Origin of the sequence: Ottowia beijingensis, assembly GCF_042680925.1 — a bacterium.
Taxonomy (GTDB): Bacteria; Pseudomonadota; Gammaproteobacteria; order Burkholderiales; family Burkholderiaceae_C; genus Ottowia; species Ottowia beijingensis.
On the sequence record NZ_JBHUEP010000005.1, the window covers coordinates 455,264 to 471,353 of the forward strand.

Annotated in this window: 14 protein-coding genes; 8 read left to right on the forward strand and 6 right to left on the reverse strand. The window is 67.7% G+C overall.

The window, feature by feature from the left end; translation table 11 throughout:
• The first annotated feature begins 58 nt into the window (after positions 1-58).
• Positions 59-331 (forward strand): hypothetical protein, encoded by a 273-nt coding sequence (locus ACFSCU_RS05515; protein WP_180550855.1) that lies wholly within the window; start codon positions 59-61, stop codon positions 329-331.
• A gap of 27 nt (positions 332-358) precedes the next feature.
• Here the strand turns inward: ACFSCU_RS05515 and ugpQ are convergent, their stop codons facing one another.
• From ugpQ to ugpB, 5 genes are all read right to left on the reverse strand, one after another.
• Positions 359-1,096 (reverse strand): glycerophosphodiester phosphodiesterase, encoded by a 738-nt coding sequence (ugpQ, locus tag ACFSCU_RS05520; RefSeq protein ID WP_180550856.1) that lies wholly within the window; start codon positions 1,094-1,096, stop codon positions 359-361.
• 73 nt (positions 1,097-1,169) lie between these two features.
• Positions 1,170-2,192 (reverse strand): sn-glycerol-3-phosphate ABC transporter ATP-binding protein UgpC, encoded by a 1,023-nt coding sequence (gene ugpC / locus ACFSCU_RS05525; protein ID WP_180550857.1) that lies wholly within the window; start codon positions 2,190-2,192, stop codon positions 1,170-1,172.
• Positions 2,193-2,320: 128 nt separating this feature from the next.
• Positions 2,321-3,178 (reverse strand): sn-glycerol-3-phosphate ABC transporter permease UgpE, encoded by an 858-nt coding sequence (gene ugpE / locus ACFSCU_RS05530; RefSeq protein WP_180550858.1) that lies wholly within the window; start codon positions 3,176-3,178, stop codon positions 2,321-2,323.
• 120 nt (positions 3,179-3,298) lie between these two features.
• Positions 3,299-4,183: a sn-glycerol-3-phosphate ABC transporter permease UgpA gene (gene ugpA, locus ACFSCU_RS05535; protein ID WP_180550859.1), complete on the reverse strand. Its 885-nt coding sequence runs from the start codon at positions 4,181-4,183 to the stop codon at positions 3,299-3,301.
• A 284-nt stretch (positions 4,184-4,467) separates the two neighbouring features.
• The gene (gene ugpB, locus ACFSCU_RS05540; RefSeq protein WP_180550860.1) at positions 4,468-5,781 is read right to left on the reverse strand and encodes a sn-glycerol-3-phosphate ABC transporter substrate-binding protein UgpB; all 1,314 of its coding nucleotides are present in this window, start codon (positions 5,779-5,781) and stop codon (positions 4,468-4,470) included.
• A gap of 324 nt (positions 5,782-6,105) precedes the next feature.
• Here ugpB and ACFSCU_RS05545 point away from each other — a divergent pair, with 324 nt between their 5' ends.
• The gene (locus ACFSCU_RS05545; RefSeq protein ID WP_180550861.1) at positions 6,106-9,987 is read left to right on the forward strand and encodes a DUF3683 domain-containing protein; all 3,882 of its coding nucleotides are present in this window, start codon (positions 6,106-6,108) and stop codon (positions 9,985-9,987) included.
• Positions 9,988-10,134: 147 nt separating this feature from the next.
• On the opposite strand, the gene ACFSCU_RS05550 is transcribed toward ACFSCU_RS05545, so the two are convergent.
• Positions 10,135-11,382 (reverse strand): AI-2E family transporter, encoded by a 1,248-nt coding sequence (locus tag ACFSCU_RS05550; RefSeq protein ID WP_257645794.1) that lies wholly within the window; start codon positions 11,380-11,382, stop codon positions 10,135-10,137.
• Between the two features lie 108 nt (positions 11,383-11,490).
• Here ACFSCU_RS05550 and ACFSCU_RS05555 point away from each other — a divergent pair, with 108 nt between their 5' ends.
• The 6 genes from ACFSCU_RS05555 to ubiB all read left to right on the forward strand — a co-directional run bounded on the left by ACFSCU_RS05555 (position 11,491) and on the right by ubiB (position 16,083).
• Positions 11,491-11,904 (forward strand): gamma-butyrobetaine hydroxylase family protein, encoded by a 414-nt coding sequence (locus ACFSCU_RS05555; protein ID WP_377560124.1) that lies wholly within the window; start codon positions 11,491-11,493, stop codon positions 11,902-11,904.
• Positions 11,905-12,009: 105 nt separating this feature from the next.
• The gene (ubiE, locus tag ACFSCU_RS05560; protein WP_180550863.1) at positions 12,010-12,744 is read left to right on the forward strand and encodes a bifunctional demethylmenaquinone methyltransferase/2-methoxy-6-polyprenyl-1,4-benzoquinol methylase UbiE; all 735 of its coding nucleotides are present in this window, start codon (positions 12,010-12,012) and stop codon (positions 12,742-12,744) included.
• A gap of 57 nt (positions 12,745-12,801) precedes the next feature.
• The gene (locus ACFSCU_RS05565) at positions 12,802-13,803 is read left to right on the forward strand and encodes a Tim44 domain-containing protein (RefSeq protein WP_180550864.1); all 1,002 of its coding nucleotides are present in this window, start codon (positions 12,802-12,804) and stop codon (positions 13,801-13,803) included.
• Between the two features lie 22 nt (positions 13,804-13,825).
• Positions 13,826-13,969, forward strand: a complete 144-nt coding sequence (locus tag ACFSCU_RS05570) for a hypothetical protein (protein WP_377560125.1) — start codon at positions 13,826-13,828, stop codon at positions 13,967-13,969.
• Positions 13,970-13,978: 9 nt separating this feature from the next.
• Complete coding sequence (locus tag ACFSCU_RS05575; RefSeq protein ID WP_180550865.1) at positions 13,979-14,518, forward strand: ubiquinone biosynthesis accessory factor UbiJ; 540 nt, start codon at positions 13,979-13,981, stop codon at positions 14,516-14,518.
• Positions 14,515-16,083, forward strand: a complete 1,569-nt coding sequence (gene ubiB / locus ACFSCU_RS05580) for a ubiquinone biosynthesis regulatory protein kinase UbiB (RefSeq protein ID WP_180550866.1) — start codon at positions 14,515-14,517, stop codon at positions 16,081-16,083. The genes ACFSCU_RS05575 and ubiB overlap by 4 nt, the downstream gene beginning before the upstream one ends.
• Positions 16,084-16,090 lie beyond the last annotated feature (7 nt).

The following is a 16,090-nucleotide window of genomic DNA, read 5'->3' on the forward strand; positions in this document are numbered from 1 at the left end:
AAATTTGTACGCAATTCGCGGTTTGTGACGTCTCGCGAACTTGACTGGCATCAAGAACATGGACCTGATCGACTTCATCTGGCATCTGGCGGGCTTCGTGGCACCCGCGCTGTTCGTGGCGCCGGTGGTGGTGGGGTTGTCGCATGTTCTGGATCGAAAAAGGGCTGCAGCGCCCAACTGGCGGGCGCGGATAGCTATTAATTTTGCAGTATGCCTGGCGGTGCTGATGCTGGGCCTGGCGCTGCTGGGGCAGGACGGGCGGATGCTGACCTACGGTGCGCTGGTGCTGGCCAGCGCGGCGGCCGAAGCCTGGCGGCCGGCGCGCGGCTGAAGGGCCCGGTGCGGCTGGGTCAGGTGCTCAGGCTGGGCTGAACAGATCGACCCGGTCGGTCACGATGCCGTCGGTGCCCAGCGCAATCAGGCGCTCGGCCGCCCATTCGTCGTTCACGGTGTAGCTCAGGGCGCGCAGGCCCATGCTGTGCACGCGGGCGACCAGGGCCGCGTCCCACAGCGCGTGGTTGCAGACGATGGCGGCGCATTGCAGGCGCGTGGCGATGTCGGCCCAGCCGTCCCACAGTGTGTCCAGCAGCAGGCCGCGCGGCAGGTGCGGCGCCACGGCCAGCGCGCCGAACAGTGACTCAGGCCGGAACGAGGTGAGCAGCGGCGGCACCGGTGCGCCCTGCCACAGGCGCGCGGCCAGTTCGGCCACGGCGCGGCCGGTTTGCTCTTCCACGCCCGGGGTGGGCTTGATCTCGATGTCGAGCAGGCAGCGGTTGGCCAGGCACCAGCGGGCCAGGTTCTGCAGCGTCGGGATCGGCTCGCCGGCGTAGGCGCGCGAGTGCCAGCCGCCGGCATCCAGCTGCGCCAGGGCCGACCAGGGCAGGTCACCGGCCGTCCCGTGGCTGCTGGTGGTGCGCTCCAGCGTGCTGTCGTGCAGCAGAAACACCACGCCGTCGGCCGACAGCTTGGCGTCGCATTCGGCCATGCGGTAGCCATGCTGCGCGCCCAGGCGGAAGGCGGCCAGCGTGTTCTCGGGCGCCAGCTTGCCGGCGCCGCGGTGCGCGATCCAGAAGGGGTAGGGCCAGGGCGGGAGCATGTCTGGTTTATGGGTCAAATTGGCCTCCAGCGCCCTTCCAATAAGCACAGACAGCTATCAATAGGTGAGTAATTCAGGCTTCCAGCCGCACGCCGGTTTCGGCGTCGAAGCCGTGCACGCGGTCTTCCAGCGGCAGCACGTGCAGCGTCTGGCCAGGGGCGGGCGGTGCCTCGATCTCGTTCATGCGCAGAATCGTCCACGGCCCCTGCGCGCCGCCCAGGCGGCCGTACACCAGGCGCTCGGCGCCCAGCATTTCCACCGTTTCCACGGCCAGTGGCCAGCCGCCCGAATCGACCACGCGCAGGTGCTCGGGGCGGATGCCCAGGGTCACACCGTCGCGCACGCCTTCCACGCCGCTCAGCAGGTTCATCGGCGGCGCGCCGATGAAGCTGGCGACGAAGGTGGTGGCGGGGCGGTGGTACACCTCTTCGGGCGTGCCGAACTGCTCCATGCGGCCGGCGTTCATCACCATCATGCGCTGCGCCAGCGTCATGGCCTCCACTTGGTCGTGGGTGACGAACAGGCTGGTAATGCCCAGTTCGCGGTGCAGCTTCTCGATCTCCAGCCGGGTCTGGGCGCGCAGCTTGGCGTCGAGGTTGGACAGTGGCTCGTCGAACAGAAACACCTGCGGCTGGCGCACGATGGCGCGGCCCATGGCTACGCGCTGGCGCTGCCCGCCCGACAGTTCGCGCGGCTTGCGCTGCAGAAAGCTGCCCAGCTCCAGAATCTTGGCCGCCTTGTCCACCCGCGCCCTGATCTCGTCGGGCGGCACCTTCTTGATCTTCAGGCCGTAGGCCATGTTGTCGAACACGCTCATGTGCGGGTAGAGCGCGTAGTTCTGGAACACCATGGCGATGTCGCGCTCGGCCGGCTCCAGGTTGTTCACCACGCGGCCGCCGATGCTGATGGTGCCCTCGGTGATCTCCTCCAGCCCCGCCACCATGCGCAGCAGCGTGGATTTGCCGCAGCCCGAGGGGCCGACGATGACGACGAACTCGCCGTCCTTCACCTCGGCGCTCACGCCGTGGATGACCTGGTTGGCCTTGGGGCCGGTGCCGTAGCGCTTGATGACGTTGTTGAATTCGATGGAGGCCATGGGAAGTCAAATACCGGACGCAGAGGACGCAAAGGATTCGCAGACGACGCAAAAAAGACATTCAGAACGGTTTCTTCTGCGTCCTCTGCGAAGTTTCAGCGTTCTCTGCATCCGGCTGTTGAGGATGTTCATTTCTCGGTGTCCACCAAGCCCTTGACGAACCACTTCTGCATCAGCACCACCACCAGCGCCGGCGGGATCATGGCCAGGATGGCGGTGGCCATGATGACGTTCCACTCGTTGGCCGCGTCGCCACCGGCGAACATGCGCTTGATGCCCATCACCACCGGGTACATGTCCTCGCTGGTGGTCATCAGCAGCGGCCACAGGTACTGGTTCCAGCCGTAGATGAACTGGATCACGAACAACGCCGCCATGCTGGTCTTGGACAGCGGCAGCAGCACATCCTTGAAGAAGCGCAGCGGGCCGGCACCGTCGATGCGGGCGGCCTCGGCCAGCTCGTCGGGCACCGTCAGGAAGAACTGGCGGAACAGGAAGGTGGCGGTGGCCGAGGCGATGAGCGGCAGCGTGAGGCCGGTGTAGGTGTTCAGCAGGTTCAGGTCGGCCACCACCTTGTAGGTGGGCAGGATGCGCACTTCCACCGGCAGCATCAGGGTGATGAAGATCATCCAGAACACCAGGCCACGGAAGGGGAAGCGGAAGTACACCACCGCAAAGGCCGACAGCATGGAGATGGCGATCTTGCCGACGGCGATGACCATGGCGGTGACGAAGCTCACCCACAGCATGCGCCCGGCCGGCGGAATGCGGCTGCCGTAGCTGGTCTCGCCGCCGAACAGGGCCAGCCGGTAGGTGTCGATCATGTGCTGGCCGGGCAGCATCGACATGGGCACGTTCTGCACGATCTCGGCCGAGGTCTGCGTGGAGGCGATGAAGGCCAGGTAGACCGGAAAGCCCACCGCCAGCACCCCGAGCAGCAGCACGGCATGGGCGATGAAGGTGGTGCCGGGGCGGTTTTCAATCACGGGCGGGCTCCGGATGGCCTCGACTCAACACGGCGACGGCGCGCCGAGGACAGCCGGCCCTCACCCCAGCCCTCTCCCGCGGGCGGGAGAGGGGGCCAGACCGGGCTGTGCGCTGGAGCCTCATTGGTACTGCACCCTTCTTTCGATGTAGCGGAACTGCACCACCGTCAGCAGGATGACGATGGCCATCAGCACCACCGACTGCGCGGCTGAGCCGCCCAGGTCCAGCCCCTTGAAGCCGTCGAAGTAGACCTTGTAGACCAGGATGGCCGTGTCCTTGCCCGGCCCGCCGTGCGTGGCCGCGTCGACGATGCCGAAGGTGTCGAAGAAGGCGTAGATGACGTTCATCACCAGCAGGAAGAAGGTGGTGGGCGACAGCAGCGGGAACTGCACGCTCCAGAAGCGGCGCCACGGCCCGGCGCCGTCGATGGCGGCGGCCTCGATCAGGCTCCTGGGCACCGACTGCAGGCCGGCCAGGAAGAACAGGAAGTTGTACGAAATCTGCTTCCACACCGCCGCCATCACGATCAGCGCCATGGCGTGCGTGCCGTCCAGCAGGTGGTTCCAGTTGAAGCCGATCTGCCGCAGGCCCCAGGCCACCACGCCGATGGAGGGCGCGAACATGAACAGCCACAGCACGCCGGCCACGGCGGGCGCCACGGCGTAGGGCCAGATCAGCAGGGTCTTGTAGCCGGTGGCACCCTTGATGACGCGGTCGGCCATCACCGCCAGCACCAGCGAAATGCTCAGCCCCAGCACCGCCACCAGCACCGAGAAGATCAGCGTGGTCTTGAACGAGGCGAGGTAGGAGGGGTCGTTGAACAGCTGCGTGAAGTTCTCCAGCCCGACGAACTCGGTGCTGGTGCCGAAGGCGTCCTCGCGCAGAAAGCTCTGGTAGATGGCCTGCCCCGCCGGCCAGAAGAAGAACACGATGACGATGGCCAACTGCGGCGCCACCAGCAGCCACGGCAGCCAGGCAGACTTGAAGCGGACGCGCTTTTCCATGGCGGGCGATTATGGGGGCGGCGGGCCTTGCGCAGCGGGTGGGTAGGCGATCTTCTGAAAAATGATAGCGGCTTGCGCAGTGTTCATAAGGTTTTCAAGCAAATTGTGCTTGAAATTGCCGTCTGGTATGCGCAGGCAGCTATCTTTGTAGGAGCGGCGGAAGCCGCGAAGGCAGTGCTGGCCCAGAGGAGCGCCCTTCGCGGCTTACGCCGCTCCTGCATCGAGAAGCTCAGCGGCCCCGCCCGCCGGGTGGGCGCGGACCGCACTGTCTTGCAGGGCGCCGGTCAGCCGCGGTTGGCTTTCTGGAAGCGCTCCAACTGCTCGTTGCCGCGCTTGACGGCGGCGTCGAGGGCTTCCTTGGCGCTCTTCTTGCCGCCCCACACGCCTTCCAGCTCCTCGTCGACGATGGTGCGGATCTGCACGAAGTTGCCCAGGCGCACGCCGCGCGACTTGTCGGTGGTCTTGCGGATCATCTGCGTCACGCTCACATCCGTGCCGGGGTTCTTCTTGTAGAAGCCCGACTGGTCGGTCAGCTCGAACGACTTCAGGGTGACCGGCAGGTAGCCGGTGCGCTGGTGGCTCTTGGCCGCCACCTCGGGCTGGCTCAGGAAGGCGAAGAACTGGCCGATGCCCTTGTATTCATCCGGCTTCTTGCCGGCCATGGCCCACAGGCTGGCGCCGCCGATGACGGTGTTCTGCGGTGCGCCCGGCACGTCGGGGTAGTAGGGCAGGGTGCCGATGCCGTAGGCGAACTTGCCGTTGCGCGTGACGTTGCCGTACAGCGCCGACGAGCCGGTGGTCATGGCGCATTCGCCCGACACGAAGGTGGCATCGGCCGCGTTGCCGCGCCCCTTGTAGACGAACAGGCCCTGCTTGGCCATGTTGCCCAGGTTCTCGATGTGGCGCACGTGCAGCGGCGTGTTGATGGCCAGGCGCGTGCCGGTGCCGCCGAAGCCGTTGTTCAGCGTCGAGAACAGCACGTTGTGCCAGGCGCTGAAGCTCTCCAGCTGCGTCCAGCTGATCCAGCTGGTGGTGAACGGGCACTTGTGGCCGCTGGCCTTCAGCTTGGCGGCGGCGCTGGCCACTTCGGGCCAGGTGGTTGGCGGCTTCTCGGGGTCGAGGCCGGCGGCCTTGAAGGCGTCCTTGTTGTAGTGGAATACCGGCGTGGAACTGTTGAACGGGAAGCTCAGCATCTGGCCGTTGGGCGCGGTGTAGTAGCCGGCCACGGCGGGCACGTAGGCCTTGGGATCGAACGGCACGCCGGCCTGCTTCATCACCTCGCCCACGGGCTTGATGGCGCCCTTGCTGGCCATCATGGTGGCGGTGCCCACTTCGAACACCTGCAGGATGTGCGGCGCGTTGCCGGCGCGGAAGGCGGCGATGGCGGCGGTCATCGACTCGTCGTAGCTGCCCTTGAAGGTGGGCGTGACCTTGTACGCGCTCTGGCTGGCGTTGAACTCCTTGGCCAGGTCGTTCACCCATTCGCCCAGGGCGCCGCCCATGGAGTGCCACCACTGGATTTCGGTCTGGGCGTGGGCGGGCAGGGCGGTGAACGCGGCCACGGAGGTGGCGGCCAGGGCAAAACGTCGGATGGTCATGGGGTTCCCTCTGGGTTTGAAAAAAAAGTGCAGCACGCAGCTTGGCGGGCGAGTGTGACACCGCAATGTCATGTTTCCGTCATTTTGCGTGCGCGCCACGGCTTTGACGACCGGGCGGGCTCAGGGATTACCCGTTGGCCGGCGCGAGGCCGTGCAGGCGGCAGCAGGCCGGGCGGCGGCATGACCGGGTTGGGCGTGCGTGCTTTGCCGCGCCAGCAGCCAGAATGCTGCAGCGCAGTAAAATCGCGGGCCAGCCGGACAGCCTGTGCCATCGCCCATTCCGAGCTGGGCCGCAATCCCCCCGGATTCGTCACGGATGCCCGCATGAACGCTCCCGCCACGCTCAATCAACTCATGGCCAGTGCCGACACGGCACCGCGCCTGCGCGAGATTCCCTACAACTACACCAGCTTCTCCGACCGCGAGATCGTGCTGCGGCTGATGGGCGAGCGCGCCTGGGACATCCTGAACCAGCTGCGCGGCGAGCGCCACACCGGCCGCTCGGCGCGCATGCTGTACGAGGTGCTGGGCGACATCTGGGTGGTGCGCCGCAACCCGTATCTGCAGGACGACCTGCTGGACAATCCGCGCCGCCAGCGCATGCTGGTGGAGGCGCTGAACCACCGCCTGGCCGAGGTCGAGAAGCGCCGCACCCCTGACGACGACGCCGGGCGTGACGCCATGGTGGCCGAGCTGCTGGTGGCCGCGCGCCGCGTGGTCGAGGCCTTCGACCGCTCGTTCGGCAAAGTGGCCGAGCTGCGCCGCCGCACCGCCAAGGCACTGGGCAGGCACACGCACAAGGACAACATCAAGTTCGACGGCCTGAGCCGCGTCAGCCACGTGACCGACGCCACCGACTGGCGCGTCGAGTTTCCGCTGGTGGTGCTGACGCCCGACACCGAGGAAGAGATGGCCGGCCTGGTCAAGGGCTGCATCGAGCTGGGCCTGACCATCATCCCGCGCGGCGGCGGCACCGGCTACACCGGCGGCGCCATTCCGCTGGACTGGAAGACGGCCGTCATCAACACCGAGAAGCTGATCACCCTGGGCCAGGTGGAGCGCATGCCCATCCCCGGCGTGGACGGCGAGGTGCCCACCATCCACACCGAGGCCGGCGTGGTGACCCAGCGCGTGGCCGACGCGGCCGAGGCCGCGGGCCTGGTGTTCGCCTGCGACCCGACCAGTGCCGAGGCCAGCTGCATCGGCGGCAACATCGCCATGAACGCCGGCGGCAAGAAGGCCGTGCTGTGGGGCACCGCGCTGGACAACCTGGTGAGCTGGCGCATGGTGACGCCGGATGCCGAGTGGCTGGAAGTCACCCGCATCGGCCACAACCTGGGCAAGATCCACGACGCCGAGCTGGCCAGCTTCGAGCTGAAGTACTTCGACGCCAGCGGCAAGAGGGAACTGCGCCGCGAACGCCTCGACATTCCCGGCGCCACCTTCCGCAAGGCCGGCCTGGGCAAGGACGTGACCGACAAGTTCCTGGCCGGCCTGCCGGGCGTGCAGAAGGAGGGCTGCGACGGCCTGATCACCAGCGCGCGCTGGGTGCTGCACCGCATGCCCGAGCACACGCGCACCGTGTGCCTGGAGTTCTTCGGCCACGCCAAGGACGCGGTGCCCAGCATCGTCGAGATCAAGGACTTCATGTTCGCTGAAGCAGCGCGCAGCGGCACGCTGCTGGCCGGGCTGGAGCACCTGGACGACCGCTACCTGCGCGCCGTGGGCTACAGCACCAAGAGCAAACGCGGCGGCCTGCCCAAGATGGTGCTGATCGGCGACATCGCCGGCGACGACCCCGACGCCGTGGCGCGCGCCACCAGCGAGGTGGTGCGCATCGCCAACAGCCGCAGCGGCGAGGGCTTCATCGCCGTCGACGCCGGCGCGCGCAAGAAGTTCTGGGCCGACCGCAAGCGCACGGCAGCCATCAGCCGCCACACCAACGCCTTCAAGATCAACGAGGACGTGGTGATTCCGCTGCCGCGCATGGCCGAATACACCGATGGCATCGAGCGCATCAACATCGAGCTGTCGCTGCGCAACAAGATCGAGACCGCCGACGAGCTGGAGGCCTTCCTGGCGCGCGGCAACCTGCCGCTGGCGCAGGCGCCGGACGGCTCGGTGCTGGGCTCGCCCGAGCTGCTGGGCGACAAGGTGCCGCTGGCGCTGGACGTGATCCGCGAAGTACGCACGTTGTGGCAGGGCTGGTTGCGCGACATCGACACGCTGTTCCCGCAGCTGCAGGACCACAGCCTGCGCGCCAGCTGGAAGACGCAGATCCGCGAGCCGCTGGCCGACATCTTCACCGGCAGCGGCTTCGAGCCGCTGATGAAGGCGCTGGGCGAGGTGCAGCAGCGCGTGCTGAAAGGCCGCGTGTGGATCGCCCTGCACATGCACGCCGGCGACGGCAACGTGCACACCAACATCCCCGTGCACAGCGACAACTACCAGATGCTGCAGACCGCGCACGAGGCGGTGGACCGCGTGATGGTGCTGGCGCGCAGCCTGGATGGCGTCATCAGCGGCGAGCACGGCATCGGCATCACCAAGCTCGAATACCTGACCGACGAGGAGATTGCCCCGTTCGCCGACTACAAGCAGCGCGTCGACCCCGAAGGGCGCTTCAACCGCGGAAAGCTGCTGCGAAACAAGGAGCTGCCCGCGCACCCTGGGCGCCGCCTGCGCTCGGATCTGAGCAACGCCTACACGCCCAGCTTCGGGCTGATGGGGCACGAGTCGATCATCATGCAGCAGAGCGACATCGGCGCCATTGCCGATTCGATCAAGGACTGCCTGCGCTGCGGCAAGTGCAAGCCCGACTGCAGCACACACGTGCCGCGCGCCAACCTGCTGTACAGCCCGCGCAACAAGATCCTGGCCACCTCGCTGCTGGTCGAGGCCTTCCTGTACGAGGAGCAGACGCGCCGCGGCGTGAGCCTGAAGCACTGGCAGGAGTTCGAGGACGTGGCCGACCACTGCACCGTGTGCCACAAGTGCCTGGCGCCGTGCCCGGTCAACATCGACTTCGGCGACGTGACCATGAACATGCGCAACCTGCTGCGCAAGATGGGCAAGCAGAGCTTCCGCCCCGGCAAGGCGGCCAGCATGTTCTTCCTCAACGCCACCGAGCCGGCGGTCATCAACGCCACCAAGCTGGGGCTGACCGCCGCCTTCACGGCGCAGCGCGCAGCGGTGGACCTGTTCAAGGTGGCCGGCCGCCACCAGACGAAGCACCCACCCGCCACCGTGGGCAAGCCGCCGCTGCGCGAAGAGGTGATCCACTTCGTCAACAAGAAGCTGCCGGGCGGCCTGCCGACCAAGACGGCGCGCGCGCTGCTCGACATCGAGGACCGCGCCTACGTGCCGGTGATCCGCAACCCCAAGGCCACCACGGTCGACAGCGAGGCGGTGTTCTACTTCCCCGGCTGCGGCTCCGAGCGCCTGTTCAGCCAGGTCGGCCTGGCCACGCAGGCCATGCTGTGGCATGCAGGCGTGCAGACCGTGCTGCCGCCGGGCTACGTGTGCTGCGGCTATCCGCAGCGTGGCAGCGGCCAGTTCGACACGGCCGAGAAGATGATCACCGACAACCGCGTGCTGTTCCACCGCGTGGCGACGACGCTCAACTACCTCGACATCAAGACGGTGGTGGTGAGCTGCGGCACCTGCTACGACCAGATTGCGGGCTACGATTTCGAGAGCATCTTCCCGGGCAGCCGGATCATCGACATCCACGAATACCTGCTCGAAAAAGGCATCACCCTGCCCGAGGCCGACCGCGGCGCCTACCTGTACCACGAGCCCTGCCACAACCCGATGAAGCTGCAGGATTCGACCAAGACCGTGAAGGCGCTGCTGGGCGACCAGGTGCTGAAGAGCAACCGCTGCTGCGGCGAAAGCGGCACGCTGGGCGTGACGCGGCCCGATGTGTCGACCCAGGTGCGCTTCCGCAAGGAAGAGGAAATCCGCAAGGGCGAGGCCGAACTGCGCGCCTCGGGCGCGGTGGGCGAGCAGCAGAACGTGAAGATCCTCACCAGCTGCCCCAGCTGCCTGCAGGGCCTGAGCCGCTATCAGGACGATCTGAGCAACGGCCTGCTGGAGGCCGACTACATCGTCATCGAGATGGCGCGCAGCATCCTGGGCGAGAACTGGATGCGCGAGTACGTGGACCGGGCCAACGCGGGCGGCATCGAGCGCGTGCTGGTGTAGACGGGCGCCGGGCGGGGCGACGTCGGCATCAAGGGGGGTGCATACCCCCCCTATATCCAGCTGACAGCGCCCGTCAATCGGGCGCAAACGGCGCATACTCCCCTTGTTTTCTTCTAATGGCGGCCGACGGCGCGTGCGCCGCCATGCTCAGGCTGGCCGTTCGTCCGCCGGGCGGTCCAGCGGCACGGTGTCGGGGCCGGTGTCGCGCGGCGGCGGCTCGGCGGCGGGCGCCACGGCCGGCGGCGCGAGCGGCCCCGGCATGGTCATCGGCGCCGCGTGCACCACGCGGCGGCCTGCGCCGTCATTCAACCCGTCCTCATCGTCCTCGTCCTCGTCGTCATCCGGCGGAATCTCGTCGCCGCTCTGGAACAGTGCCCAGCAGGCCATGAACATGGCGGCGATGGTGGGGCCGATGACGAAGCCGTTGATGCCGAACAGCGACATGCCGCCCAGCGTGGTGATGAGCACCACGTAGTCGGGCAGCTTGGTGTCCTTGCCCACCAGGATGGGGCGCAGCACGTTGTCCGACAGGCCGATCACCACCACGCCCCAGACGATCAGCGCCACGCCTTGCCACACCGCGCCGGTGGCCAGCAGGTAGATGGCCACGGGCGCCCACACCAGCGCCGCGCCCACGGCCGGCAGCAGCGACAGGAACGCCATCACCACGCCCCAGAACACCGCGCCGCCAATGCCCAGCGCCCACAGCGCCAGGCCGCCCAGCGCGCCCTGCACCACGGCCACCACCACGTTGCCCTTGACGGTGGCGCGCACCACGGTGGCGAACTTCTGCAGCAGGTAGCGCGTGTGGCCTGGCGCCAGCGGTGCCGAGGTGCGCAGCAGCCGCGCCAGCGGCATGCCGTCGCGCAGCAGAAAGAACAGCAGATACAGCATCACCGCGAACTGCACCAGGAACTGGAAGGTGTTCTGCCCGATGGCCAGCGCACGCGTGGCCACCAGCTGGCCGCCCTGCAGCAGGCCGCTGGAGATGCGGTCGATGACGCTTTCGAGGTTGAGAAAGCCCAGCCGCTCCAGCCAGGCCGTGGCCCAGCCCGGCAGCGCCGCCACGATCTGGTTGAAATAGGTGCGCAGGTTGATGTCGCCCGCGCGCATGCGCTGCACGATGGAGGTCATGTCGTCCACCAGCGAGCCGGCCACCATGATCATGGGCAGGATCACGATCACCAGCGCGATCAGCAGCGTGAGCAGCGCCGCCAGGTTGGCGCGCCCGCCCAGGCGCCGGCGCAGGCGCTGGAACAGCGGGTTGAACAGCATCGCCAGGGCGATGGCCCAGAACACGGCGCCGAAGAACGGCGTCAGCACCCACAGAAACGCCAGCGTGCTGCCCGCCAGCAGCAGAAGGAAGACGGCGCGTTGCAGGGCAGGGGTGTTCATGGCGGCAGCCACTATAACTGTGCGCTGCGCAGGGGCACGTAGGACGCCGCTGGCGGCGCGGGCACGGGGTGCGGGCACAATCGGGCGCTTGTCTTCCGCTTGATTGCCATGACCACGTCTGCACCGCTGCACCCCCCGCCCCAGAACCTGACCGTGCACGCCAAGTCGCGCGTGCTGGAGCTGGCCTGGCCCGACGGCGCGCACTTCAGCATCCCGTTCGAGCTGCTGCGCATCTATTCGCCCTCGGCCGAGGTACAGGGCCACGGCCCGGGGCAGGAGGTGCTGCAGACCGGCAAGCGCGAGGTCGGCATCACCGCCATCGCGCCGGTGGGCAACTACGCCGTGCAACCCACCTTCTCGGACGGGCACGACAGCGGCATCTTCACCTGGGACTACCTGTACCACCTGGGCGCGCAGCAGCAGCAGCTGTGGCAGCAGTACGAAGAGCGCCTGGCCGCCGCCGGCGTGGACCGCGACGCGCTCATGGCGCCCAAGGCCGGCGGTGCCTGCGGGGCGCATTGACCGCTGCGCCGGTTACTCATGTTTTGATAGCTGTCAGCGCTTTCTGCATCAGCGCAAAAGCCGTTTTTCACTGATATTTCCGGGCACCTGAGGATTCACACCACCATGGCCACCACGCATTTCGGTTACCAGTCGGTCGACGAGCAGGACAAGGCGCGCCGCGTGCGTGGCGTGTTCGATTCGGTCGCCGGCAAGTACGACCTGATGAACGACCTCATGTCGGGCGGGCTGCACCGCGCCTGGAAGGCCTACACCGTGATGGTGGCGAACCTGCGCGAGGGCCAGCGCGTGCTCGACATCGCCGGCGGCACGGGCGATCTGGCGCTGGCCTTCAGCAAGAAGGTGGGCCGCACCGGCCAGGTGGTGCACACCGACATCAACGAAGCCATGCTGCGCACCGGGCGCGACCGCCTGCTGGATGCCGGCGTGATCCTGCCCACCACCGTGTGCGACGCCGAGAAGCTGCCGTTCCCGGACGGCCACTTCGACGCCGTCAGCGTCGCCTTCGGCCTGCGCAACATGACCCACAAGGACGCCGCCCTGCGCGAAATGGCCCGCGTGCTGAAGCCCGGCGGCAAGCTGCTGGTGCTGGAGTTCTCGCAGGTCGCCGGGCCGCTGCGCAAGGCCTACGACCTGTATTCCTTCAAGGTGCTGCCGCGCCTGGGCAGCCTGGTGGCCGGCGACGCCGAGAGCTACCGCTACCTGGCCGAATCCATCCGCATGCACCCCAATCAGCAGGAACTAAAAGCGCTGATGAAGTCCAACGGCTTCGGCCATGTCGATTTCCACAACATGACGGCGGGGGTTGTAGCGCTTCATGTTGGCCTCAAATGCAGTTAGGCCTTATAAATCGTCTGGTCCAGTCCAACCTTTATTGATCACAGGAGATTTCGTCGGATGAAACTGAGTCACATTGCTTCGCGTCTCTTCACGCTGCTGCTCGCAGTCGTGTTGGTCGGCGTGTTCACGTTCGATGCCGAGGCGCGGCGCTTGGGTGGCGGCAAATCCATGGGCCGCCAGTCCAGCAATGTGACGCAGCGCCAGGCCACGCCGCCCGCCGCGGCACCGGGCAACCCGTCGCAATCGGCCGCCACCGCGGGCGCGGCTGGCGCCGGCACCGCAGCCGCTGGCGCCGCCGCGCGCAAGCCCTGGGGCGCCATGGTCGGTGGCCTGGCCGCCGGCCTGGGCCTGGCTTGGCTGGCGCATTCGCTCGGCCTGGGCCCGGCGTTCGCCAACTTCCTGCTGTTCATGCTGCTGGGCGTGGTGATCCTGGCCGTCATCGGCATGATCCGCCGCTCGCGTGCGGGCGCCCAGGGCCAGGGGCTGGCTTATCAGGGCGCCGGTGCGGCCAACCCGGTCACGCCGCGCCAGTACAACCCCACCAAGGTCGGCAACGACGCCTCGGCCCGCCCCTGGGAAGGCCAGGCGGCGCAGTTCGACGCCGGCGCCGCCGGTGCAGCGGGCGGCTCGATGATCGGCTCGGCCCTGAGCGGCTCGCAAAGCTGGGGCGTGCCGGCCGACTTCGACATCGCCGGCTTCACCGAGGCCGCCAAGCGCAACTTCATCACCCTGCAGGACGCCTGGGACCGCTCCGACATCCCGGCCCTGCGCGCCATGATGACCGACGACATGCTGACCGAGATCCAGTCGCAGTTGGCCGAGCGCGAGCGCACCGCCACGCCGGGCCAGGTCAACAAGACCGACGTGGTGATGCTGGAGGCGCAGCTGCTGGGCATCGAGGAACTGGATGACGCCTACATGGCCAGCGTCGAGTTCAGCGGCATGATCCGCGAAGAGCCCTCCGCCGGCCCGAGCCCGTTCCGCGAGGTCTGGAACATGACCAAGCCGCGCAGCGGCCGTGGCGGCTGGCTGGTGGCCGGGGTGCAGGCGCTGCAATGACCGCCGGGCCTGCCGGCCCGGCATGACCTTGCCGCTGCGCGGCATCGATGACGGCGCTGCGCGCCATGATCACAAAGGCCCGCTGATCGCGGGCCTTTTCCTTTTGTCATTGACGCCGCGTGGCGGCGACGTCAGCGCGCGAAGCGCGGTCATTTGTCATCAATAATCGGACACCATGGCAACACAGTCCCCCTTTTCCATGCTGGCCGACGCCCTCGGCAAGCTCACCGAGAACCTCAAGGCCCCCACCTGGCTGGTCGACGAGGCGCAGCAGCGCCTGGTGCTGTTCCTGAACCACGTGCTGATGCAGGAGCCCGAGGCGCAGGCGCGTCTGGCGCGCCAGAAAGGGCGCGTGGTGCGCCTGCAGTGGCGCGATTTCAGCATGCAGCTGGCGGCCACGCCGGCCGGGCTGTGGGAGCTGGCACCGGCGGCCACGCCCGACCTGCTGCTCACCGTCACCGACACCTCGCCGTTCGACCTGGCGAAGAACGCCCTCAAGGGCGACAAGCCCGGCGTGCGCATCGAGGGCGACGTGCAGTTCGCCGGCGAGGTGAACTGGCTGATCGAGCACGTGCGCTGGGACGCCGAGGAAGACCTGTCGCGTTTCATCGGTGACGCGCCGGCCCACACCATCGCCAACATCGGCCGCGGCATGGCGCAGGCCCTGCGCAACTTCGTCGGCAAGCTGCCCGGTCAGGACAAGGCCGGTTCATGAGGCGTTTTCTGCGCGCCACCACCATCGTGTGGGTGGCCCTGCGCTACGGGCTGGACGAGCTGGTGCTGACCAGCTTCCGCCATCCGTGGTTGCGGCTGATCGCGCGCATCGCTTCCATCGGGCGCGACCTGTCGGCCCCGCGCGGGCAGCGCCTGCGCGAGGCGCTGGAGCGCCTGGGCCCCATCTTCGTCAAGTTCGGCCAGGTGCTGTCGACCCGGCGCGATCTGCTGCCGGCCGACATCGCCGACGAACTGGCGCTGCTGCAGGACCGCGTGCCGCCCTTTCCCGGCGACGAGGCGGTGGTGATCATCGAGCGCGCCTTCGGCCAGCCGATCGACGCGCTGTTCACCAGCTTCGACCGCGCGCCGGTGGCCAGCGCCTCGATCGCGCAGGTGCACTTCGCCATCACCACCGACAAGCACGGCCGCGAGCGCGAAGTCGCCGTCAAGGTGCTGCGCCCCGGCATGCTGAAGGTGATCGACCAGGATCTGGCGCTGATCCGCATGATGGCCGGCTGGGTGGAACGCCTGGCGCCCGATGGCCGGCGCCTGAAGCCGCGCGAGGTGGCGGCCGAGTTCGACAAGTACCTGCACGACGAGCTGGACCTGGTGCGCGAGGCCGCCAGCGCCGCGCAGCTGCGGCGCAACATGGCCGACGTGGGGCTGGTGCTGATCCCCGAGATGTTCTGGGACATGATCCGCCCCGAGGTGCTGGTGATGGAGCGCATGAAGGGCGTGCCCGTCAACCAGATCGAGCGCCTGCGCGCCGCCGGCGTCGACATCCCCAAGCTGGCGCGCGACGGCGTCACCATCTTCTTCACCCAGGTGTTCCGCGACGGCTTCTTCCATGCCGACATGCACCCGGGCAACATCATGGTCAGCGTGGAGCCGGCCACCTTCGGGCGCTACATCTCGGTGGACTTCGGCATCGTCGGCACGCTGACGCAGGTCGACAAGGAATACCTGGCGCAGAACTTCGCCGCCTTCTTCCGCCGCGATTACAAGCGCGTGGCCGAGCTGCACGTCGAAAGCGGCTGGGTGCCGGCCGACACGCGCATCGACGAGCTGGAGGCCGGCATCCGCAGCGTGTGCGAGCCGTACTTCGACCGGCCGCTGAAGGACATCTCGCTCGGCATGGTGCTGCTGCGGCTGTTCCAGATCTCGCGCCGCTTCAACGTCGTCATCCAGCCGCAACTGGTGCTGCTGCAGAAGACGCTGCTGAACGTGGAAGGCCTGGGCCGCCAGCTCGACCCCGACCTGGACCTGTGGTCCACGGCCAAGCCGTTTTTAGAGAAGTGGATGCTCGAGCAGATCGGCCCGCGCCGCTTCTGGACCGAACTGAAGGACCAGGCGCCGTATTACGCCAAGATGCTGCCCGACCTGCCGCGCCTGCTGCACGGCTACCTGCAGCAGCGGCCGATGGACGATCTGCGGCAGGAGCTGCGCGAGCTGGTGCGCGAGCAGCAGCGCACCAACAGCCTGCTGCAGAAGATCGTCTACGGCGGCATCGGCTTCGCGCTGGGGCTGATCGTGATGCAGATCGTGGTGCGCGTGCGGCTGTTCTAGCCACCAG